This is a genomic window from Keratinibaculum paraultunense (assembly GCF_016767175.1).
GTDB classification, from domain to species: Bacteria; Bacillota; Clostridia; order Tissierellales; family Tepidimicrobiaceae; genus Keratinibaculum; species Keratinibaculum paraultunense.
Map to the genome: position 1 here is coordinate 521528 of NZ_CP068564.1, position 22978 is coordinate 544505.

Annotated in this window: 22 protein-coding genes and 6 tRNA genes; 26 read left to right on the forward strand and 2 right to left on the reverse strand. The window is 28.8% G+C overall.

The features are described 5' to 3' along the window. Window positions 1-11 precede the first annotated feature (11 nt). The 11 genes from JL105_RS02375 (at window position 12) to JL105_RS02425 (ending at window position 4249) form a co-directional block, all read left to right on the forward strand. Window positions 12-88, forward strand: a tRNA-Arg gene (locus tag JL105_RS02375). 24 nt (window positions 89-112) lie between these two features. Continuing rightward, window positions 113-189 (forward strand) — tRNA-His (locus JL105_RS02380). 10 nt (window positions 190-199) lie between these two features. Further along, a tRNA-Lys gene (locus JL105_RS02385) sits at window positions 200-275 on the forward strand. Window positions 276-284: 9 nt separating this feature from the next. Beyond that, window positions 285-368, forward strand: a tRNA-Leu gene (locus JL105_RS02390). Between the two features lie 52 nt (window positions 369-420). Beyond that, on the forward strand, window positions 421-1221 hold the full coding sequence (locus tag JL105_RS02395; RefSeq protein WP_158279980.1) for a metallophosphoesterase: 801 nt from the start codon (window positions 421-423) through the stop codon (window positions 1219-1221). Window positions 1222-1273: 52 nt separating this feature from the next. Continuing rightward, window positions 1274-1350: transfer RNA gene (locus JL105_RS02400), tRNA-Arg, on the forward strand. A 298-nt stretch (window positions 1351-1648) separates the two neighbouring features. Then, window positions 1649-1939, forward strand: coding sequence for a hypothetical protein (locus JL105_RS02405; RefSeq protein WP_132026323.1), 291 nt, complete (start codon window positions 1649-1651; stop codon window positions 1937-1939). Window positions 1940-2064: 125 nt separating this feature from the next. Continuing rightward, window positions 2065-2430: a hypothetical protein gene (locus JL105_RS02410; protein ID WP_132026324.1), complete on the forward strand. Its 366-nt coding sequence runs from the start codon at window positions 2065-2067 to the stop codon at window positions 2428-2430. Window positions 2431-2635: 205 nt separating this feature from the next. Further along, complete coding sequence (locus JL105_RS02415; RefSeq protein WP_132026326.1) at window positions 2636-2818, forward strand: aspartyl-phosphate phosphatase Spo0E family protein; 183 nt, start codon at window positions 2636-2638, stop codon at window positions 2816-2818. Between the two features lie 301 nt (window positions 2819-3119). Then, complete coding sequence (locus tag JL105_RS02420) at window positions 3120-3992, forward strand: DegV family protein (protein ID WP_132026328.1); 873 nt, start codon at window positions 3120-3122, stop codon at window positions 3990-3992. A 181-nt stretch (window positions 3993-4173) separates the two neighbouring features. Continuing rightward, window positions 4174-4249, forward strand: a tRNA-Lys gene (locus JL105_RS02425). 177 nt (window positions 4250-4426) lie between these two features. Here JL105_RS02425 and JL105_RS02430 read toward each other — a convergent pair. Next, window positions 4427-4837, reverse strand: a complete 411-nt coding sequence (locus JL105_RS02430; RefSeq protein ID WP_132026330.1) for a bifunctional nuclease family protein — start codon at window positions 4835-4837, stop codon at window positions 4427-4429. Window positions 4838-4950: 113 nt separating this feature from the next. On the opposite strand from JL105_RS02430, the gene JL105_RS02435 reads away from it, so the two are divergent. The 9 genes from JL105_RS02435 to JL105_RS02475 all read left to right on the forward strand — a co-directional run bounded on the left by JL105_RS02435 (window position 4951) and on the right by JL105_RS02475 (window position 14028). After that, on the forward strand, window positions 4951-5250 hold the full coding sequence (locus tag JL105_RS02435) for a hypothetical protein (RefSeq protein ID WP_132026332.1): 300 nt from the start codon (window positions 4951-4953) through the stop codon (window positions 5248-5250). Between the two features lie 205 nt (window positions 5251-5455). Further along, window positions 5456-6547 (forward strand): GerMN domain-containing protein, encoded by a 1092-nt coding sequence (locus JL105_RS02440; RefSeq protein ID WP_132026334.1) that lies wholly within the window; start codon window positions 5456-5458, stop codon window positions 6545-6547. A 276-nt stretch (window positions 6548-6823) separates the two neighbouring features. After that, the gene (gene prdR / locus JL105_RS02445) at window positions 6824-8551 is read left to right on the forward strand and encodes a sigma-54 dependent transcriptional regulator PrdR (protein ID WP_132026336.1); all 1728 of its coding nucleotides are present in this window, start codon (window positions 6824-6826) and stop codon (window positions 8549-8551) included. A gap of 305 nt (window positions 8552-8856) precedes the next feature. Continuing rightward, window positions 8857-10137, forward strand: a complete 1281-nt coding sequence (prdC, locus tag JL105_RS02450) for a proline reductase-associated electron transfer protein PrdC (protein WP_273542369.1) — start codon at window positions 8857-8859, stop codon at window positions 10135-10137. A gap of 14 nt (window positions 10138-10151) precedes the next feature. Next, window positions 10152-12005 (forward strand): D-proline reductase (dithiol) proprotein PrdA, encoded by a 1854-nt coding sequence (gene prdA / locus JL105_RS02455; protein WP_132026340.1) that lies wholly within the window; start codon window positions 10152-10154, stop codon window positions 12003-12005. 3 nt (window positions 12006-12008) lie between these two features. Continuing rightward, window positions 12009-12284: a CBO2463/CBO2479 domain-containing protein gene (locus JL105_RS02460; protein ID WP_132026342.1), complete on the forward strand. Its 276-nt coding sequence runs from the start codon at window positions 12009-12011 to the stop codon at window positions 12282-12284. Between the two features lie 13 nt (window positions 12285-12297). Then, window positions 12298-12750 (forward strand): glycine/sarcosine/betaine reductase selenoprotein B family protein, encoded by a 453-nt coding sequence (locus tag JL105_RS11745; RefSeq protein ID WP_202690586.1) that lies wholly within the window; start codon window positions 12298-12300, stop codon window positions 12748-12750. Between the two features lie 27 nt (window positions 12751-12777). Beyond that, complete coding sequence (locus JL105_RS11750; protein ID WP_202690587.1) at window positions 12778-13023, forward strand: hypothetical protein; 246 nt, start codon at window positions 12778-12780, stop codon at window positions 13021-13023. Between the two features lie 12 nt (window positions 13024-13035). Further along, window positions 13036-14028 (forward strand): proline racemase family protein, encoded by a 993-nt coding sequence (locus JL105_RS02475; protein WP_132026346.1) that lies wholly within the window; start codon window positions 13036-13038, stop codon window positions 14026-14028. An 80-nt stretch (window positions 14029-14108) separates the two neighbouring features. Here JL105_RS02475 and JL105_RS02480 read toward each other — a convergent pair whose 3' ends face one another. Continuing rightward, window positions 14109-15983, reverse strand: coding sequence for an ATP-dependent helicase (locus JL105_RS02480; RefSeq protein WP_132026348.1), 1875 nt, complete (start codon window positions 15981-15983; stop codon window positions 14109-14111). Between the two features lie 158 nt (window positions 15984-16141). Between JL105_RS02480 and JL105_RS02485 the strand changes: the two genes are divergently transcribed. The 6 genes from JL105_RS02485 to map all read left to right on the forward strand — a co-directional run bounded on the left by JL105_RS02485 (window position 16142) and on the right by map (window position 22701). Continuing rightward, window positions 16142-16534: a GntR family transcriptional regulator gene (locus tag JL105_RS02485; protein ID WP_132026350.1), complete on the forward strand. Its 393-nt coding sequence runs from the start codon at window positions 16142-16144 to the stop codon at window positions 16532-16534. After that, window positions 16521-17426: an ABC transporter ATP-binding protein gene (locus tag JL105_RS02490; protein ID WP_202690588.1), complete on the forward strand. Its 906-nt coding sequence runs from the start codon at window positions 16521-16523 to the stop codon at window positions 17424-17426. Before JL105_RS02485 ends, JL105_RS02490 begins: the two co-directional genes overlap by 14 nt. Beyond that, window positions 17401-18462 carry an ABC transporter permease subunit gene (locus tag JL105_RS02495; RefSeq protein WP_132026354.1) on the forward strand — a complete coding sequence of 354 codons (1062 nt, stop codon included), beginning with the start codon at window positions 17401-17403 and terminating at the stop codon, window positions 18460-18462. Before JL105_RS02490 ends, JL105_RS02495 begins: the two co-directional genes overlap by 26 nt. Window positions 18463-18612: 150 nt before the next feature. Beyond that, window positions 18613-20724 (forward strand): heavy metal translocating P-type ATPase, encoded by a 2112-nt coding sequence (locus JL105_RS02500; RefSeq protein WP_132026356.1) that lies wholly within the window; start codon window positions 18613-18615, stop codon window positions 20722-20724. A 211-nt stretch (window positions 20725-20935) separates the two neighbouring features. Continuing rightward, window positions 20936-21865 (forward strand): tetratricopeptide repeat protein, encoded by a 930-nt coding sequence (locus tag JL105_RS02505; RefSeq protein ID WP_132026358.1) that lies wholly within the window; start codon window positions 20936-20938, stop codon window positions 21863-21865. A gap of 80 nt (window positions 21866-21945) precedes the next feature. Then, window positions 21946-22701 (forward strand): type I methionyl aminopeptidase, encoded by a 756-nt coding sequence (gene map, locus JL105_RS02510; RefSeq protein ID WP_132026361.1) that lies wholly within the window; start codon window positions 21946-21948, stop codon window positions 22699-22701. Window positions 22702-22978: the final 277 nt, after the last annotated feature.

Consider the following 22978-nt stretch of genomic DNA (forward strand, 5'->3'; position numbering starts at 1 on the left):
TAAAGTAGAGAGCACCTATAGCTCAGTTGGATAGAGCAACGGACTTCTAATCCGTGTGCCGGGGGTTCGAATCCTCCTAGGTGCACCAGATGTATAAATATTTTATATTATGGTGGATGTGGCCTAGTTGGTTAGGGCGCCAGATTGTGGCTCTGGAGGTCGTGGGTTCGAATCCCATCATCCACCCCATTATATTTTTGACCCATTAGCTCAGGCGGTAGAGCACCTGACTTTTAATCAGGGCGTCCGGCGTTCGAGTCGCCGATGGGTCACCAAAAGTTTATGCGGGAGTGGCGGAATTGGCAGACGCGCTAGACTTAGGATCTAGTGTCATTGACGTGGGGGTTCAAGTCCTCTCTCCCGCACCAAAAAAATTGGCTCCTGCCAATTTTTTATTGTTTTATGGAGGCTTTTTTACATATGAAATGGATGCTAAGATTAGGTATATTATTAATATGTATATTAATATATAATTATATTGAAATAAGTCAACACTATGTAAATGAACTAGTTTTGTATACTTCTAAGCTAACAAAAGAACTTAGAATAACTCAGATATCAGATTATCACGATAATCACAGAATTAATAAAGAAAACTTGTTAAATGATGTAAAAGAGTTTAATCCTCATATTATTGTAATAACTGGAGATTTTATAGATAGTAGTACTAAAGATATAAATCCAACTTTAAATTTAATAAATAGTTTAATGGAAATAAACGATAATATATTTTTTGTTAGTGGAAATCATGAATTAGGAAATATTTTTGGAATCAAATTTATATCAAGTTTAAATGATATGGGTGTACAAGTATTGGAGAATACTTGTAGTATAATAGATATAAATGGAGATAAAATTAATATTTGTGGTGTTGATTTTTATGTTACTCAAAAAAAATATGAAGATACATTGAAACAAGTAGATGAAAAAAATTATACAATACTATTATCCCATTCTCCAAATAGACCATTGTATTATATGGTAGGAAAAGAAGATCTTATTTTAGCTGGACATACTCATGGCGGTCAAGTAAGATTACCTTTTATAGGAGCTATAATATCTCCTGGGCAAGATTTTTTCCCAAAATATGATAAAGGTTTATTTGAAATAGAAAATACTGTTTTATATATAGATAGTGGGTTGGGAAATAGTGTATTTCCTATTAGGATGTTTAATAGAGTACAGATAAGTAATATCATAATAAAACAAATTAGCAATTGACCTTATGTATTTTTCAATCTATAATATATAATAGATGTTAAGTGAATATTGTGCACCCTTAGCTCAGATGGATAGAGTCGCTGACTTCGAATCAGTTGGTCGGGGGTTCGAGTCCCTCAGGGTGCGCCATAGTTAAGAATAGGTTTATAGAATTTTCTGTAAGCCTATTCTTATTTATTTTTATATAAGTAAAGTATATATGATTAATTTTGATGATTTATTAATCCAACATTTTTAAAAAATCCATATTTGATTATTGTTTTATCTAAATTTTGAGTATCATTAATTAAATATAAAAATTATCAATAAATAGAATTTGGTTAATAAGTTTTGGGACTAAAAGAAAATATCATGAATTATAAAATTAAGCATATATTTATTAGAAAGGTAAGATATTTAAAATATTACAATTTAGGGGGATATATAATTGTATGATAATTTTATGACTTCTGAAGTTTTGACTACTTTTGTAGGTCTAGTTTTAACGACCAATATTATAGTACAATTTACAAAATCTATAATAAAAAAACAATTAGGAGACGAGTTTGTAAGATTATATGCTTTTATAATAGCACTTATATTAACATTTGTATTTAGTAAAACAGGTGAAGGTATACAAGGAATTATTATTACAATAATCAATGCAATATTAGTTACTATGGCTGCAATGGGAGGCTATGAGATGGTATCAGATCCTTTAGCACAAAAGAAAAAATAAATTTTATCCCTATGTCTATTATTTAAATTATAATTAAAACTAGTTTATTATTTTAAATTAAGGGTATAAGTTATGTGAAAGTTTGTGAAAGTTTTGAAAGTTCATAATCAAAGGGGGAACGCTCTATGACAAGTAGTAGCACAGCGAAATATAAAGTGATGTTAGTGGCTTATAAAGATATAGAACCGAGAGTTAAAAATATAATTACCAAACATTCTGTATGCAATATAAAAGATAAAAATGTGTTTGATAGGTTATTACAGAAGCAAACTAATTATCAAGGTTCAGGAAGGAATTTTAATTTAAATGATAGAATTGGTATTTATTTAGGATGGTTTAAAGATAAAATTAGTGAAAAATTAGAAGAAGGATATATACTTGATATAATAGAGGTTCATAAATCTTATGGAAATACAAGAGAAGAATTATTGAAGGCATTAGATATTGAATATGGGGATGATATATTAGTATTAGATATTCAAGAATTATGAGGAATAGAACAAATAAATTGGAAGGAATCAGTTTTAGCTGGTTCCTTTTTAAATTAAATTTTTTATTAATAATAAGTGTAAAAATTTAATAAGATAAGGATGGAAATTTTTAAATATATTGATATAATGGGAAAAGAGAAGATGTAAAAAAAGGAAGTAATTAACTATTATTACTTTTAATTAATATGGAGGGAGAAAAAACAAAATGGGGAATATTTATTCATTACAAGAACTTAAGAAAGAAATAGAAGATAAGAGAATAAAACTGAATAAATTAGTTTTAGCTGATGTAGACAAGGAAGATATCTTAAAATTTAGCAACGAATTGGATAAACTTATAGATAAATATTATATCTATGAGTTAAATAAAAACAGAGCAGATGATTAAATAAATCTGCACTGTTTTTATATTTAGTATCTTTATTAGGCTAATTATAGTTAATAATAAAGGATCAAAAAGCTGATTATTGCGACTAAAATGATTAAAATCCAATAAAATGTCTTTTTACGGATAAAGAAAAATTTCAACAAAACCACCTCGCATTAATCCTGGTAATATAATCTATTAAAAGCAACTATAATATATACCAATATTTTGATTTTATAGTTTATTTTGTTTTAAAAGAATGATAATATATATATAAGTGATATTATGTATATTTATCCTAGGTGAAGGAGGCTGAATAGTAATGACTGTTAAAATTTTGAGTGACAGTGCTTGTGACTTGCCAGATGAAATAATAGAAGAACTTGATATAGAAATTTTACCAATTATAGTTATGAAAGATGATAAAGAATATTTAGATAAGGTTACAATAGAACCTAAGAAGATGTATGATGATATGAGAAAAGGTGTAGTATATAAAACTGCTCAAATACCACCAAAAGTTTTTGAAGAAAAGTTTGAAGAAATAGCCCAAAAAGGAGAATCTACTATTTATGTAGCATTTTCATCGGGACTTTCTGGTACTTATCAAACTGCTGTTTTAGTAAGGGATTCTTTGAGAGATAAATATCCTGATATGGATATAGATATTGTAGATTCTAGGTCTGCATCAGTAGGTTTTGGACTTTTGGTTCATAAAGCTGGAATGATGGCTAAAGAAGGCAAAAGTAAAGAAGAAATATTGAATATGTTAGATTTTTATGTAAAACATATTGAGCATATATTTACGGTAGATAATTTAGAGTATTTATTAAGAGGAGGAAGAATTAGCAAGGCAGAAGCCTTTGTAGGAGGACTATTAGATATTAAGCCTATTTTAGATATACCTGAAGATGGTACTTTAAGACCAATAGAAAAAGTTAGGGGACGAAAAAAATTATTGAAAAGAATGATTGAAATAATGGAAGAGCGAGGAGGACATGCAGATTTAAAGAATCAAATTATTGGAATAAACCATGGAGACGATTTGGAAGGAGCTTTACGACTAAAAGAAATGATAGAGGAAAAATTTGGATGTAAAGATTTTATTATAAACATAATAGGTTGTGCCATAGGAGCTCATTCAGGACCAGGAACTTTATCTGTATTCTTTTTAAATGAAAAATATGAGGAATAATCTAAAAGGGTTTATTGTTAAATAAATATTTAAAAAATAGTCAGGTCATTTGATCTGACTATTTTATACAAATATTTAGAAAAAAGGTTGTTTAGAAATAATAAATATTATGATAAAATTTCAAAAAAAGTATGGACAAATTCAAATAATAGTAGTATAATATTCAATGTTGATTGGGCTTGCACCTTTAGCTCAGATGGTAGAGCAACTGACTCTTAATCAGTGGGCCCAGGGTTCGAGTCCCTGAAGGTGCACCAAGGTAAAAGGCTTACAGAAATTTTTGTAAGCCTTTTTTGTTTGTTTTTGAGAATTGTTAAAAAATAAAAATATTCCGATTATAATTAAGACTAACAAGATACTAATAAAAGCAATCATTGCTTTATTTATAATCTATTCCTCCAAATTTTTTAATAATAAAATTGATTGTTTATTTTTTATATTTTTAAATCTGATATATCATATGTGAATTCTATAAGCCATTTATTCATAAATATAGGAGTATTACATCTTAATGCTAAAGCTATAGCGTCACTAGGTCTAGCATCTAATATTATACATTTTTCATTTTGTTTTATGTGTATTTCGGAATAATAAGTATTATCTTTAATATCAGTAATAATTACTTTTTCTACAACTCCTCCTAATTTTTCTATAGCATTTTTTAAAAGATCTGGAGTCATTGGTCTGGGGGGAGTTATTTTTTGGATAGGAAGAATTATATTATTTGCCTCTAGAGCTCCAATTGCTATAGGTAGTACTATTTTTCCTTTTTCATTATCAACTAATAAAACTGAAAAATTTTTGTTTTCATCTACAACAACATTCTTAACTTTTAATTCAATCATACTATTCACCTCAATTTTTAAAAAGACAGAGCACTTACTACTACGTTTATTATATCATATTTTACTTTTATATATCCTTTATAGTTGGTATAATGTATTTAGGAGGTGTTATTATGCTTAAACCCCATGATTATGCATTTAAAATAGAAGTGACGGTAAAAGCTGTATTTAATTGTGATAAATATGGTATAGGAGGAATAGCAGATGCAAATTTTATAGAAAAGCAACCTTTCATTGCTATGGCATTAGTATTGGGTAATTTTTACAACAAAGTAGATATTAGTTTTAAGTATAAAATAGATGACTTTTTTGGAAAATATTATTTAGAAATGGGCAAAAGTATATCAGAAATTGGAGAAGAAAAGATTAAAGAAATTATAAATGATTTTAATAGCATAGTATCGACAATATAAAATAAATTGAATTAGATTAAGAGCTCCTTTTATGAAAAAATAGGGAAATTTTCTTTATTTAATGTTAATTATTGATGAAAATTAAATATGAAATAATTTTGTAATGCTTTTTTAACCAATATTTGATATAAAAGTTATAAAATAAGGATATAATTAAATATACCTTTAATATTTGATTACATGTATCATATGAGGAGTGATTTAATTGAAAAAATATTTGAAATTAACGTTTCTTTTGCTGATTATTAGTGTGTTATTTACCGGTTGTGATAGTACACAAGAGCAGAAAGATAAAAATATTTTATTAGAAAAAAATAGTGAAGAAGAAAATATTCAAGAATTTGATGAGGAAACTAAAACAATAGAAGATTATTTTCCATTTATGGAGAATACAAAATTGGAGTATGAAGGGATAGGAAATGAATTTGCAGAGCAAACTACTTTTTTTGAATTTATAGAAAATAATAGAGCTCAATTAAAAATATTTAATCCAGGGACAGTAGCTGTAAAGATTTTAGAATATAAAGATGGTGAATTAAGAGAAGTATTTACTGAGGGAGAGTTTTATCATATTGAAAATATGTTAGATATTAGAGGAGAATCACAAAATGTGATTTTAAAAGAACCATTAAAAGCAGGCAATTCTTGGAATATTCCAGGAGGGCATAAAAGAACTATAAGTGGAATAGATGTAAGCATAGAAACTCCTTATAAAACATTTAAAGCATTAGAAGTTACTACTGAATTTGGAGATGGGAAAGTGCAGCTAGATTATTATGCTAAAGGTGTAGGTCTTGTAGCATCTATATATAAGGATGGAGAATTTGAAGTAAAAACTCTTTTAGAAGATATAGAAAAAGAACCTTATGAAACTGAAATTACATTCTATTATCCTTTATATTCTGATATAAAGGTTGCATATTTAGAAAGGGATATAAAATTTAATACTAATGATAGTATTGAAAAGATAATAGAAAATAATTTTAAAAATCCCCCATCAGATAAATTATTACCTGTTATATCTGATAATACAAGAGTTAATTCGATAAAATTAAATAGAGGGAATAAAACTGTTAATATAGATTTTTCAGAAGAATTTATATCAGAAATGAATGCAGGTTCTAGCTTAGAAGGTTCTATATTAAAGAGTGTAGTAAATACTTTAGGAAATTATTATGGTGTAGAGAAAGTGTTTATATCTATTGAAGGTAAACCTTATAGTTCAGGGCATTTTGCAATTGAAGAAAATGAGTATTTTACAGTAGATGATTCAGATTTGGTGGAATTTAAAGATTAAATAAAAATCAAAGTGCTTCCATATTGGAGGCACTTTGATTTTTACTATTTGTTGTCATCATTGCTGTCTTTGTTATCTTTTTTGCTATTTAGATTATTATCCTGATTGTTTTTTTTGTTTTTATTGGTATTTTTATTGGTGTTTTTCTTATTTTTCTTAGCCATGTTGTCCCTCCTCTATAAAAATATTTCCTTATCTATAGTATTACTATTTTTTAAAAAATTATATAAATGTGATAGAATATATATTAAATTAATGTAAAGAGGAAGTGGATTCATGTTTTTACAAACCTACAGTGTATCGGTTAAGGAAGTTATGAAAAAAGACATATATTTTATAGATATAGAAGAAAATTTTTGTAAGGTTTTTGATTATTTAATGAAAAATAGCAAAAAGGAAGTATTAGTTTTAAAAGAAGGGAAATTGGATGGTATTATAACTATAAGTGATATTTCAAAAATGGTGGATAAAGATATATCTCAAATAGCTATATCAGATGTTATGACTGATAATTTAATAAGTATAGGTACAGAAGAAACATTAGCTAATGTTCGCCTATTGATGCTTAAAAATTGTATTGGCAGGATCCCAGTGTTAAGCAATAATAAAGTAGTAGGAATCATAAGAGAAGAAATTATTAGGGATTATTTCTATAGAGGGGTAGAAGAATCAGAACAGGCGATAGAACATATATTTGATAATATAAGTGAAGCGGTATGTGTATTAGATAACAAGGGTAGAGTAGTCATATGGAACAAAAATGCAGAAAAATTATATGGATTAAAAATAGACGAAATAAAAGGAAAGCCTTTAAGAAAGTATTTCCCCAATGCAATTGACTTAAAAATATTTGAAACCAAAGAAAGCGTAAAAAATATATATCATTCTCCTAAAGAAGGATATCATGTTATAATTAGTGCATCTCCTATAATTATAAATGATAAGCTATATGGCGTAATAAGTACCGAAAAGGATATATCCGAGATAGAGGAATTACAAAAAGAGTTAAAAAAAGCAAAGGATAAAATACAGGTGTTAGAAAATAAAATAGATCAAGATGGTTTAGATCCTTTTGATAGAATTATTGGGCATAGTAAAAAAATAATAGATAAGATTGATATTGCAAAACAGATAGCACCTACTAATGTATCTGTTCTGCTTACTGGAGAATCTGGTACTGGAAAAGAAGAATTTGCTAAAGCTATTCATAAGTATAGTGGATTATCAGGAAAATTTGTTCCTGTAAATTGTAGTGCTATTCCTTCAGAGTTATTTGAATCAGAATTTTTTGGTTATGAAAGAGGAGCTTTTACTGGAGCCAGAAAAGAAGGTAAAATAGGATTTTTTGAATTAGCAAAAGATGGGACATTGTTTTTAGATGAAATTGGGGACTTGCCCCTATCTATGCAAGCTAAATTATTGAGAGTGTTGCAAGATAAAAAGATAAAAAAGGTAGGAGGAGAAAGATATATTCCAGTAGATGTTAGAATTATATCTGCTACTAATAAGAATTTGGTGGATATGATTGAAAAAAAACAGTTTAGAGAAGATCTATACTATAGAATAAATGTAATAGAAATAGAATTGCCTCCTTTAAGGGAGAGAAAAGAAGATATAGTATTATTTATAGATTATTTTTTAAAAGAGATTTGTATAGAAAATGATAAGGAAGTTTTAAGTATAAATAATGATGTGGTAAATTTTTTAATAGATTATCCTTGGAGAGGAAATATTAGGGAATTAAGAAATGTAATTGAGCATATGGCAATTATGTGTAGAGGAGATACTATTACAAAGGATTTAATACCTAAATATATGTTAAAAGATGGGATTGAAGGATTTTATTCTATGGATTTAAATAAATCAGTAGAGAATTTAGAAATATTTTTAATTAAAGAAGCTTTAAGAAGTACTAATGGTAGTAGGATAAAAGCTGCTAAGCTTTTAAACATACCAAGAACAACACTTCATTCAAAAATGAAAAAATACCATCTATATGACTAGTAATAGTCATATGATTATTATTAGTCATAGATGTTTATATTTATTAATAGTTTAATTTACAGAATTATTATAATTAAATATAACATAGATAAGTTTGACAGTTATACATATTAGGTGAAATGGAATTATTATATAAAGGCTATTAATATAAATGGAACGATGATTAAATATATTAATAAAAGACTAAAAATAGTCATATATTTTATCATTTATATTAAAGAAATGTAGAGTTTCAGTGTTTATAGAGATTTATATAGTTGGTATGATATTTGCTTATAATATATAATATAAGGGGAGGTGATTAATTGAAAATTAAAATACCTTTAAGGCAACATGTTGGAGGAATTAATAAACCAATTGTTAAGTATAAAGATAAAGTATATAAAGGGCAGTTAATAGCTGTACCAGAAGGGTTAGGTGCCAATATTCATTCTAGTGTAAGTGGAGAAATAATAGATGTCACTGAAGAAGAAATTTTGATTGATGCTTATGATAAACAACCTAATGATTATATAGAGATTAAAAAAACTAATGACTATTTAGAGGCTATAAAAGAAGCAGGAATAGTAGGAGCAGGAGGTGCAGGTTTTCCTACTTATGTTAAATTGAATTCTAAATTAGATAATGGATTTGTAGTTGCAAATGCAGCAGAATGTGAACCATTATTAGGGCATAATATGGCAAGGATAATGAAAGATCCAGATTTAATAGTACGTGGTTTAAAATATATAATGGAAATAACAGGGGCTAAGAAAGGGTATATAGCTATAAAACCTAAAAATAAACAGCCTTTGATTCAACTAGGAAAAGCTATTAAAGGTGAAAATGATATAGAAATAAAATTTCTTCCTGATATGTATCCAGCAGGAGATGAAAGAGTTATCATTAGAGAATTATTTGGAATAAAATTAAAACCAGGACAATTACCAATAGAAGCCAATGTAGTGGTTTCTAATGTAGAAACTATAAAAAATATAGTATTAGCTATAGAAGAAAGAAGACCTGTGATTACAAAAGATTTAACTGCTGATGGACGATTAGTTTTAGGAAATAAAGTATTTTTGGATGTACCAATAGGAACTCCTATTAAATCTATAATAGAGGATTGTGGAGGATATATAGAACCTTATGGCGAGATTTTATTAGGAGGACCTTTTATGGGGAAAAAAGCTTCTGAAGAAGATGTGGTAACTAAGACTACAGGAGGAGTATTAGTAGGATTACCTTTCCCTCAAGATAGTAGGAAGTTTGGTTTAATAGGTTGTGAATGTGGAGCTCAGATTGACAGGCTCACTTATATAGTAGAAAACATGGGTGGAGAGGTAGTGGCTAGTACCAATTGTAAAAGAATGAAAGAAGTAAATGGAAGATTTAGATGTGAGGAACCTGGAGTTTGTCCAGGGCAAGCTGAGAAGGTGATTTATCTAAAGAAAAATGGTGCTGAAGCTATTATGGTAGGTACTTGTGAAACCTGAACGGATACAGTAGCAAATGTAGCTCCTAGGATAGGACTACCTATGTATCATAGTACAGACCATATATTAAGGGCAGTAGGTCATAGATTATATAGAAAAAAGAAAGAATAGGAGGGATGATAAAATTGGCTATAACTAAGGAACAAGCAATGGAACATAAGGATTCCTATGCAATAACTTGTTGTAGATTTGAAGAAGGGACTGTTATTGAACCATCACATATTGAAGATCCTAATTTGATTCCAGATCTTGAGGAATCTGGTCTTATAGAAATTCCTGAAGATTGTCTTAAAATTGGAGAAGTATTAGGAGCCACTTTGAAAAAGACGGTAGATGCATTAACTCCTTTAACTCCTGATTTGGTAGAAGGTTATACTAAATTGGAGGAAACATCTCGAGAAGAAATAGAAGAAATAGATAAAGAAGTTTCAGTTAATGAGGATGAAAGCACTGAAAGACATGAAAAGGGAATAAATAATATAAAGATTCAAATTGGGGAAGGTAAGGATATAAATATAGAAATACCATTTCCCGTTATTACATCATCTGCTGTTTCATCAACGCCGATAACAGAAGAAATAAAAGGAGAAAAAAGCTCACCGGAAGAAGAAAAAGAATTAAGAAGATTGACAAGAAAATATTTCAAAATAGATAAAGTAGAATTTGGACATGAAACTAAAATAGATGGAACTACTCTTATAATTAGAGAAGATGCATACAAAGAAGCTATAGATTCTCAAGAATTAGTAGTAGATATGAAAGTAGATATTATTACACCTGATAGGTATAATGAATTTTCTAATACTATAATGGATGTGCAACCCATAGCTACGAAAGAAGAAGGAGAATTAGGTGAAGGAATAACTAGAGTATTGGATGGAGTAGTAATGTTGGTTACAGGAACTGATGAAGCAGGAGTACAAATAGGTGAATTTGGTTCTTCTGAAGGGATACTTGAAGAAAATATAATGTGGGGCAGACCAGGTTCTCCAGAAAAGGGAGAAATATTAATTAAAACTGATGTAACTATTAAAAAAGGAAAAAATATGGAACGACCAGGTCCTATGGCAGCCCACAAGGCAACTGATTTTATTACTCAAGAGATTAGAGAAGCTTTAAAGAAAGCAGATGAATCTTTAGTAGTTAGAAAAGAAGAATTTGTCCATAAAAGAAGACTAAACAAAAAAAAGGTAGTAATAGTAAAGGAGATAATGGGACAAGGGGCTATGCATGATAATTATTTAATGCCTCAAGAACCAGTAGGAGTATTAGGCGCTAAAGCCAATGTGGATTTAGGGAATGTTCCTGTAGTAGTATCTCCATTACATGTATTAGACGGTTGTGTTCATGCATTAACTTGCATAGGACCAGCATCTAAGGAGACTTCTAGACATTATTTTAGAGAACCTTTGGTGTTGGAAGCTATGTTGGATGATGAAATAGATTTAGCAGCTGTAGTATTTGTAGGTTCTCCTCAAGCTAATTCAGAAAAATTCTATGTATCAAAATTATTAGGTTTAACTATAGAAGCTATGGATGTAGATGGTGCTATAGTTACTACAGAGGGATTTGGAAACAATCATGTGGATTTTGCCAGTCATATAGAAGAAATAGGGAAAAGAGGTATACCTGTGGTGGGAATGACTTTTGCAGCAGTACAAGGTCAATTAGTTGTAGGTAATGAGCATATGGATGCTATGGTGGAATTAAATAAATCTGAGGAAGGAATTGAAAATGAAATATTAGAAAACAACTGTTTATGTCAAGAAGATGCTATAAGAGCATTATATATGCTAAAAGCTAAAATGGCAGGAGAAGAAATACTACCACCTGAAAGAAAATACGGTAAAGATGTAATATTAAATAATATAAGATTAATTGAAAAAGCAACTGATAGAAAAATAGAGTTAGTAGACAATGAAACTTCTTTAAAAATAAGTCAAAATAGAAGAAATGAATATGAAAAGGATGCAGAATAAATCATGGATAAGCTAAATTTTATATCATCAGAGAGATATTACGAGGGAATAATTATAGAGCTGACTGATGGTTCAGTAGTTATAGATTTAAATGGTCGAATGGGGCAGTTAAGACTTCCTAGAAGAATGTTAATTTGTCAAAATGAACCAAAAGAAGGACAACGAGTTGGGTTTTTGATGACTTATCCGGAAGTAATTGATGAAGAAATAAATAAAAATTATTTAAAATCAGCTAAAGATCAATTACGAAAAAGAATAGATAGTGGAAATATAATTTAAGGAGGGATACTTTATGGACATGACTGTGATAAAAGGATTACAATCTGAAATATATGTTCCTATTACTCCTAAACCAGTTTGGACGCCAGTCACTAAGCCTTTGGATGAAATGGTAATTGCTCTAGTTACAGCTGCAGGGGTGCACCTTAAGTCTGATAAAAGGTTTAATTTAGCAGGGGATACTTCCTATAGGATAATACCTGGTGATGTTGATAGCAATGATTTAATGGTAACTCATGGAGGATATGATAATTCAGATGTTAATAAAGATATAAATTGTATGTTTCCAATAGATAGGCTTAGAGAGTTAGTTGAAGAGGGATTTATTAAAGGAGTAGCACCTAAACACATTGGGTTTATGGGCGGTGGTGGAAATGTGGATGCATTTAGGGAAAAAACTGGACCAGAAATAGCTAAAATATTGAAAGAAGAAGGTGTGGATGGAGTAGTTATGACTGGTGGGTGAGGTACATGTCACCGCTCTGCCGTGATTGTGCAGAGAGCAATTGAAGAATCAGGAATTCCGACTATTATAATAGCTGCTTTACCACCAGTAGTTAGACAAACTGGATCTCCAAGATGTACAGCTCCACTAGTACCAATGGGAGCCAATGTTGGAGAACCTAATAATCCAGAAATGCAAAGGAATATACTAAGAGATACTTTAATACAATTAGTAGAAATAGATACTCCAGGGAAAATAGTTCCATTACCTTATGAATATACAGCTAAAGTATAAAGGGGGAGTTGGATGAAACTTAAATATATAGATACTCATACTATGGGAGAACCAACTAGAATTATAATAGAGGGTATTCCTCCAATACCTGGGAGTACCATGATTGAAAAGAAAAAATACTTAGAAAAAAATTTTGATTATATTAGAACTATGGCTATGCATGAGCCTAGAGGTCATAGAGATATGTTTGGTGCAGTTATAACGGAACCTTCTAATCAAGATGCTCATGTAGGAGTTATATTTATGGATGGTGGCGGTTATTTAAATATGTGCTGTCATGGTTCTATGGGAGTATCAACTATGCTAATAGAAAAAGGATTTATAGAAGCAAAAGAACCTATAACTTATGTAAAATTAGACACTCCTGCAGGGTTAATAGAGGTTAAAGCAAAAGTAGATAAAAAAAAAGTTCAAGAAGTTTCTATAATAAATGTTCCTTCATTTTTATATAAAAATAATATAAAAGTAGAAGTACCTACTTTAGGGGAAATTCCTTTAGATATTGCTTTTGGAGGCAGTTTTTTCGCACTAGTAAATGCAAAGGATATAGGAATCCGTGTATCAGTAGATAATGTTGAGGATTTAGTTAAATATGGATTGGCAATTAGACAAGCTGTAAATGAAAATATTGATATAGTTCATCCTACAAACCCTTTTATAGATAAAGTAGATTTAGTAGAAATATATGATGAACCAACTTCAAATGATGCAGATTTAAAAAATGTAGTTATATTTGGTAAAGGTCAGATAGACAGATCCCCTTGTGGAACAGGGACCAGTGCTAAATTGGCTACTTTATATGCAAAAAGGAAGATTAGAATTAATGAACCTTTTGTATATGAAAGTATTGCAGGAACTAAATTTATAGGGAAAGTATTAAAAGAAACTAAAGTAGGAACTTATGATGCTATAATACCTGAAATTACTGGGAAAGCTTTTATTATAAATTATGGATATTTAGTTGCTGAAGAGGAAGACATGTTTAAATATGGATTTGTTTTGTAATCAATTTAACTTAAAGTTAAAATTTAACATTGATATACCATTCTTTAATTTCAGAGATTACTCAGGATTAATGTAGTACATTAATCCTGAGTAATTAAATTTTCTAGCTCAGTTATGAATCTAGAAGGTTTAACTTCTTTTCCGTTTCTATTATTTATAGTGATTAAACTCAAATATTTTTTAGCCCTTGTCATACCTACATAAAAGAGTCTTCTTTCTTCTTCTAAGGATTCTATATTTCCTTTTAGAAAATTATCGATGCTTGTAGTACTAGGGAAGTCTCCGTCTATTAAATCTACTATATAAACCCTTTCAAATTCTAATCCTTTTGCTGAATGAACAGTGGATAAAGTTATGCCATCTTTATTTTCTGTGGATTTATTAGTTATATATTCTAAATATCTTATTCGTCCAGTTAATTCATTTAAATTTTTTACTTTTGATGCTATTATCTTTAAAAAATACAACATAGTCATTAATGTATCTATAGTATATTTAGATTTTATACAACTTTCTTTAAGATAATCCTTATACTTTAAATTTTTTTCTATATATGATATTCCTTCGGAAGGTGGAAGTTTAGATAATTTTTTAAAATCCATTTTAAGTTCTAGGAAATTTTCTTTATAAAAGCTATTAATACCTGGACAATTTAACAATCTATCAAATATTGATTGATTGTAATTTAAAGTTTTTATATAATTCAATTGTTTTTTAGAGATAAATCCTTTCATTTTAAAATAAATATTTTCAAAAGCTTTTATATCTGTAGGGTTTTGGGCTAGTTTTAAAAAACATAGTATATCATCTATTATCCAATGGTTAAAAAAGTTCATCTTATTATCTCTCATGTAAAAGGGCAAATCATCTCTATCTAGATATTCTATAATTCCTATGGCTGATATATTGTTTCTATAAAGAATAGCTGTATTAGCGTAGTCTTTATGAGAGTTTATATCATCTAGTAAGTATTTATATTGTTCTTCTACTGTATTTACTTTAACTATACTTATTGGTTCCAAGTAATCATTTTCAGTAAATATATTTTTATTATATCTTAAAGAATTTTGTTTTATAAATTTATTTGATATATTTACTATGTTTTTAGTAGAACGATAATTTTGCTCCATATAAAAAACTTTTCCATTTTTATATATTTTACTAAATTCAAATAAACCTTTTGGATATGCTCCTCTGAATCCATATATAGATTGATCATCATCAGCAACTATAAATAGATTATTTTTAGGATGAGATATTATTTTTATTATTTCTATCTGTGCTTTAGAAGTATCTTGACCTTCATCTACTTGAATATATTGAAATCGATTTCTATATTTGTTTAGTAAATGATTATCTTTATTTAATATTTCTATTGCGAGGGTTAGCATATCATCAAAATCCAATAGATTGTTATTTCTTTTATAGCTTTCATAGCTTCTATATATTTGTTTAAAATTGGATATATTTATTTTATATTGGGATAAAAATTTTTCGGGAGTAATTAACATGTTTTTAATATATCCTATGGAATTAATAATTGTTTCTAATTTTTCATCAGCAACATATTCATTATTTATAGAGAAATATATATTTTTTAATATATTATATTTATTTAAATTTTTTTTATTGTCTTCGATGAGGGTGTATTTTATCCTATTTTTATAAGCATATTCTCTAATAACACTATAGGAAAAACTATGTATAGTTGAAAAATAAACAGGTATATGGGATATATCTCCATATAAACTGTTAAACCTATTTTTCATATCACGAGCTGAAGCTCTACTAAATGTTATAGATAATATTCTATCAGGATGTACTTTATGGTTTAATATCAAATTAGCAGTTCTATGAATTAGTACTGTGGTTTTTCCTGATCCTGGTACTGCTAATACTAGAGCAGGACCTTTTATGTGTTGCATGGCTTTCATCTGTTCTTTACTTAAATTCATATAATCACCTACTCATAGATAAATATATTCATAATTTATTTTAACATATATTTTTTAAAAAAGTATTAAATAAACTCTTGACAAAGGAATAGCATAGAGCTATACTGAATATAGTGCACTAATACAACTAGTACACGTAGGACACAGGAGGTGATAATTTGTTTAATGTAGATGCTTCAAGTAGTACACCAATTTATCAGCAAATAGTAGATAATGTAAAGGAAAGTATATTGAAGGGATTAATAGAGCCAGGAGAAAAACTACCTTCTGTCCGAGAACTAGCTAAGATTTTAACCCTAAATCCCAACACTATACAGAAAGCCTATCAAGAATTGGAAAGACAAAAGGTGATAGTAACATTAAGAGGCAAGGGGACTTATGTTTCATCAGATTATAAGCCAAGAAGGGATGAGTATAAGCTTATGGAAGTGAAGGAATTATTTAAAAAAGGAATAATAGAAGCCCATTACATGGGTTTTAAGGAAAAGGATATTTTAAATATTATCGAGGAGTTATTCAAAGAATTAGAGGGGGTGGATGAAAATGATTAGAGTTTTAAATTTAGATAAGTATCTAGGAGGAGATAAGATACTAGATAATGTAAATGTAAATGTTGAGAAGAGTTCTATATATGGACTTATTGGTCCTAATGGAGCAGGGAAAACTACTTTGTTAAAAAATATAGTGGATATATATAGACCCGAAAAGGGAGAGGTGCTTGTTTTAGGAGAAAATATAAAGGATAATAAAAAAATAAAATCTCAATTAGGATATATTGCTGATTATCAATATTTTTACTCCAATTTCAAGGTGGAACAGATGGTGGATTTTTATAGAAATACATATCCTCTATGGGAAGAAAAAAAGTACATTAAATTAAAGAGGATATTCAAATTAGATGAAAAGAAAAAGATAAGTTCATTATCAAAAGGAATGAAAACTCAATTATCATTGATGTTAAATTTATCTATAAGTCCAAAAGTTTTAATATTAGATGAACCTACTTCAGGATTGGATCCTGTTATAAAGAGAAAAGTGTTGGATATTATTATAGATGAAGTAAGTACTAATGAAACTACAGTACTTATATCCTCCCATCACCTAGGTGAACTAGAGAGAATATGTGACCACATAGGGATAATTCATGAAGGAAAAATCCTTTTGGAGGATAGTATAGAAAAATTAAAATCAAATGTAAGAAAAGTTCAAGTAGCATTTAAAGATGGTATTCCAGAGGATATAAAAAATAATAGAGATATCTTAAAGATAGAAAGTAGAGGTAGAGTTTATGAAATAATAGTAAATGATCATATGGATGAATTTATATCTCAAATTAAACAATATAATCCAATATTATTAGAAACCATAGATATGTCTTTGGAAGAAATATTTATATATAAAATGGGAGGTGTAGGCTATGTATTTGAAGATATTACCCTTTAATAAAACTCTTTTTAAGAAAGATTTTAACCAGGTTAAGATACTTATATTTATAATGACAATAATATTGTTTTTTAATGTTACTTTATTTGTTGTATCTAGATATGGATCCTATATTAAAGTAAAAAATTCTTTTATAGAACAAAATGTAAAATATGATGAAAAAGATTTAATAAAAGATTGCAAAGAAGATATAGCTTGGAGATTAGAAGATCTTGGTGTTCAATCGGCTTTGATGATAGCAGTGCCTATTGGATTAGCTGCTATACTATTTGGAGAGGAAAAGAGAAAGAAAACTTTTGAAGTATTAGCAGTTATGCCTTATACGAGGTATGAGATATTTTTTAATAAATTAATTGTGGCATTAGTATCTATAGCTTTGCCCTTTATCATAAATGGTATAGTAATGCTATTAGCATTAGGATTTATTTCTAATTTAAGAATGTTTTATTCTATGGGGCAAGTGATTAAATGGATATTACATTCTATATACTGTCAATTACCTATATTGAGTTTCTCTATATTATTTGGGATAATTACAGGGAATTTGATTTCACAATTAGTATTAACTGGGATATTTTTAATATTTCCTATGGGATTTTCATCACTTATAGCAGCTAATTTAGAACTTTGGGGAATAGCTCAATATTTAGATTTAAACACTATATATTTTACATCTTTTAAATTTAGTCCCTTAGGGGTATTTGAAACTATAGGTCAAGGAGTAGGATATTATTTCATATACATTGCAGCATCTATTATAATGATCATAATTTCTAAGATGTTATTTGATAAAAGCATGTGGGAAAGGAATGGAGAGCTTTTACAATTTGAAAATACGGAAGGCTTTTTTAAATTTGGAGTTACCATATGTACAGCACTTTTAATGGTAGTAGTTTCAACTGTGTTTTTACAAAACTATATTTATGATTTTTATATTACTAGATTTTTAGTATTAATTTTAGGATATATTTTAGGAGGAATATTAGGCTATATTGGAGCCCATTTCAGCATAAAATTAAACAAATCTAAAGCTTAATATAAAGTATAACAATATACTATTTCGATATAAAAAACACCTTTTTCAAGGTGTTTTTTATTGACATTTTTATTTAAAAACAGTATAATATTATTGAACATATGAACAAATAATCATATGTTCAATAAAGTCCTGGAGGGAGGTCATTTTATGAAAGAGATTATATTAGAATTAGAAGGTTTAAATTGTGCAAATTGTGCAGCTAAGATTGAAAAACTAACTAAAGATATAGATGGAGTAGATGATGTTAGTTTGGATTTTATATCCAAGAAATTAAAAGTTAAAGTAGAATCACAAGAAAAAACAAAGAATATAATTGATGAAATAAAAACTATAGTAAAAAGACTAGAACCAGATGTAATAGTTGTTGAAAGAGATGAACACGATTATAGTTATGCTCAAGGTCATTCTCATGACCATGGATATGTAAAAAAAGAAGATATTATGAAAATTATATTTAGTGGAATTTTATTTATATTACCTTGGTTGTTAAAGTTGGAAGGTACACCAAAATTTATTGTATACTTATTTGCCTATATAGTGGTAGGTTTAGAGATTATAATTAGAGCTTTTAGGAATTTAATGGCTGGACAACCTTTTGATGAATATTTTTTAATGACAGTAGCTACCTTAGGAGCATTTATTATAGGAGAGTATCCTGAAGGTGTAGCTGTAATGTTATTTTACCAGATAGGAGAATTATTCCAAGGATTGGCAGTCAATCACTCAAGAAAGTCTATTTCATCTCTTTTAGATATTAAACCAGACTATGCTAATCTAGAAAAAAATGGAAGTGTAGTAATTGTAAACCCAGCAGAGGTTCATGTGGGAGACTATATAATAGTTAAGCCAGGGGAAAAAATTCCTTTAGATGGAGTGATAGTAGAAGGAAAATCTTCGGTAGATACCTCAAATATAACTGGAGAATCGGTGCCTAGAACTGTAAGTGCAGGGGATGTTATACTAAGTGGTTTTATAAACAATGAGGGATTGCTAAAAATTGAAGTTACCAAGGAGTTTAAGGAATCTACCGTATCTAAGATTTTAGATTTAGTAGAGAATGCTTCAAGTAAAAAAGCTCCTACAGAAAATTTTATCACAAAGTTTGCTAGATATTATACTCCAATAGTAGTATATACTGCATTGGCTATTGGTTTAATACCTCCTTTATTATTAGGATATGATATTAGGGATTGGGCTTATAGAGCCTTTGTATTTCTTGTAATATCTTGTCCTTGTGCATTAGTTATATCCATACCCTTAGGATTTTTTGGGGGGATTGGAGGTGCTTCTAAAGTTGGCATATTGACTAAGGGCGGCAATTATCTAGAAGGTTTAAATGATGTGGATACAATGGTTTTTGACAAGACAGGTACTATTACTAAAGGAACCTTTAAAGTAACAGATATAATAGCCTATAATGGATTTACCAGAGAAGAGGTCCTAAGATTAGCAGCTTATGCTGAAGTTTATTCTAATCACCCTATTGGTTTATCCATAGTGGAAGCTTATGGGGATACAATAGATAAGAACAGGATAAGTGATTATAAAGAAATAGCAGGGAAAGGTATAGAGGTTAATATAGATGGAGAAAAGATAATAATAGGGAACAAAAAATTATTTGATGACAATAGTATTCCTATTGAAGAGCTGGATTCTATTGGGACTGTTGCTTATATTGGTAAAGGAAATATCCATGTAGGCACTATTGTAGTATCAGATGAACTGAAAGAAGGAGTAGTAGAGGATATAAAAGCCATTAAATCTCAAGGTGTAAAGGAAATAATAATGCTATCAGGAGATAACGAAGAAACTGCTAAAAAAGTAGGGGAACTAGTAGGAATAGATAAAGTATATGGCAATTTACTTCCCCAAGATAAGGTAAATATATTTGAACAGATTATGGAAGAAAATCACGGTAAGGTAGCTTTTGTCGGAGATGGAGTAAACGATGCACCAGTGTTAGCTCGAGCAGATATTGGAATAGCAATGGGAGGATTAGGCTCAGACGCAGCTATCGAAGCAGCAGACATAGTTATAATGACTGATGAAATAGGGAAAATAAGTACTGCAATGAAGATAGCTAAAAATACCAAAAGGATAGTTAGTCAGAATATAGTATTAGCTTTAGCTATTAAAACTATAGTATTAGTGCTAGGAGCTATTGGTAAAGCAACTATGTGGGAAGCAGTATTTGCAGATGTTGGAGTATCTATAATAGCTATATTAAACTCCATTAGAGCATTAAAAATAGAAAAATAGTGCATCAGCACATGCACTAGGGACGGATCTTTTAAGTGAATTACCACCACTTACGTAAGTGGTGGTTTTATGTTTTCTCCATAGGTTTGATTTTAGTGCTTAGAATATTTAATAGATAGCTTTATGCTTAATTTTCAAATTTAGTAATAATTCTTTATAAACTTGTGATAAACTATAATTAAATATATAATATCTTTGAGGTGTATTATGAATGAAAAGTCACTTGAGTAGTATTGACAGAAAGAAAAATTATATGATTCTTGCTGAGAATTCTTATTTTGATGATAATATGGAATGGGCTATTAGATTTTATACTAAAGCTCTTCAGTTTACTAGGGATAAACGGACATATATAGCGATATTATACAATATAGCTATAATTTATGATGAAATGGACATTCCTCAAAAAGCTTTAAAGACCTATGGGAAGATTACTAAAATTAGTAAAAAGGAGGCTGGAGCTTTTTATGGAATGGGAACTATGTATGAAAGGTTGGATGATAATAATAAAGCTTTAGAATGTTATATTAAAGCAACAGAAATTGATCCTTACTATGATAGAGCTTATTTTTATATAGCTAATATATATGATGAATTAGGGAATAAAGATAAGGCTATTAGCTATTACAAAAAGGTTATAAGTCTTACTCCTAATGATTATATGGCATATAATAATTTAGGTTCCATATACGAAGAAATAGAAGAATATGATAAAGCTTATGAGATGATGAAAAGGAGTATTCAACTTAACCCAAATTATTATAAGGCATTATTTAATATGGGAGTTATATATAAGAAATTAAATCAATTTGAAAAAGCTATAGAGTATTATGATAAAGCAATAGAAAAAAACAAGAACTATTCTTATTCATATTTAAATAAATCAGCTATATATATTGAGCAAAAAAAATTGGAAGAAGCTATAGAAATATTGTCTGAAGGAATTGAATATAATCCATATGCAGAGTATTTATATTACAATAGAGCATGTTGTTATGCAAAGTTGAATATAAAGGATGAAGCTATAAAGGATTTAAGGAAAGCTATGTTAATAGATCCTAGTATTATAGATATGATTAAAATTGATAAAGACTTAGATAATCTTAGAGATGATGAAGAGTTTTTATTTCTACTTGAATAAAGTTATGAGGTTAATTTGCTTATGTAATTTAATTTTAATATATCTGTAGGATAGGATTATAGACAGAAAGGGTTGAATGTATGATAATTATAAAGACAGAACAAGAAATAAAAAAAATGAAAAAAGCAGGGGAACTTTTAGCAAAAACACATAAAGAAATTGCTAAAATGATAAAGCCAGGTATTACTACTTATGAAATAGATCAGTTTGTAGAAGAATATTTAAAAAAGCATAATGCAACACCAGAGCAAAAAGGTTATTATGGTTATCCCTATGCTATTTGTGCTTCTATTAATGATGAGATATGTCATGGATTTCCACGAAAGGAACCGTTAAAGAATGGGGATATAGTTACTATAGACATGGTGGTAAATTTAGATGGTTGGTTGGCAGATTCTGCTTGGACTTATGAAGTAGGAGATATCTCTGATGAAGCTAGGAAATTATTAAATGTAACTAAAAAAGCTTTATATATTGGAATAGAAAAGGCTGTTATTGGTAATAGGATAGGTGATATATCCCATGCAATTCAAACTTATGTTGAGTCTCAAGGTTTTTCTGTAGTTAGAGATTTTGTAGGACATGGAATAGGAAGAAAAATGCATGAAGCTCCTCAAGTACCTCATTTTGGGAAACCAGGTAGAGGACCTAGACTTATGGAAGGTATGGTAATTACTATAGAACCTATGGTGAATGTGGGCAAGTATAACTGTGTTATAGATGATAATCAGTGGACAGCAAGAACTATTGATGGAAAATTATCAGCTCAATATGAACATACATTAGCTATAACAAAAGATGGACCTTTAATATTGACAGACCAGGAAAATATATAGTTAATTCAAAAAAAATTAATCAAAATACAGTTTCTTTTAGAGGAATTTTGCTTTGTTTTTAGCTATAAATAGTATTAGAATTATGTTAATAATCTAACTCCCAGTGAGAGGGGAAACGCAATAAAGAGATAAGTATATATAACATAAGATACAGTTAAAAATGTAACTAGAATATTAGATAAAATGAGCTCGGGAATAGAACTTAATTAGCAATTCTATTAAAAGGTCATTGATGTTATTTAGGAATAAGAACAAAAGTATGACTTTAATTACATTG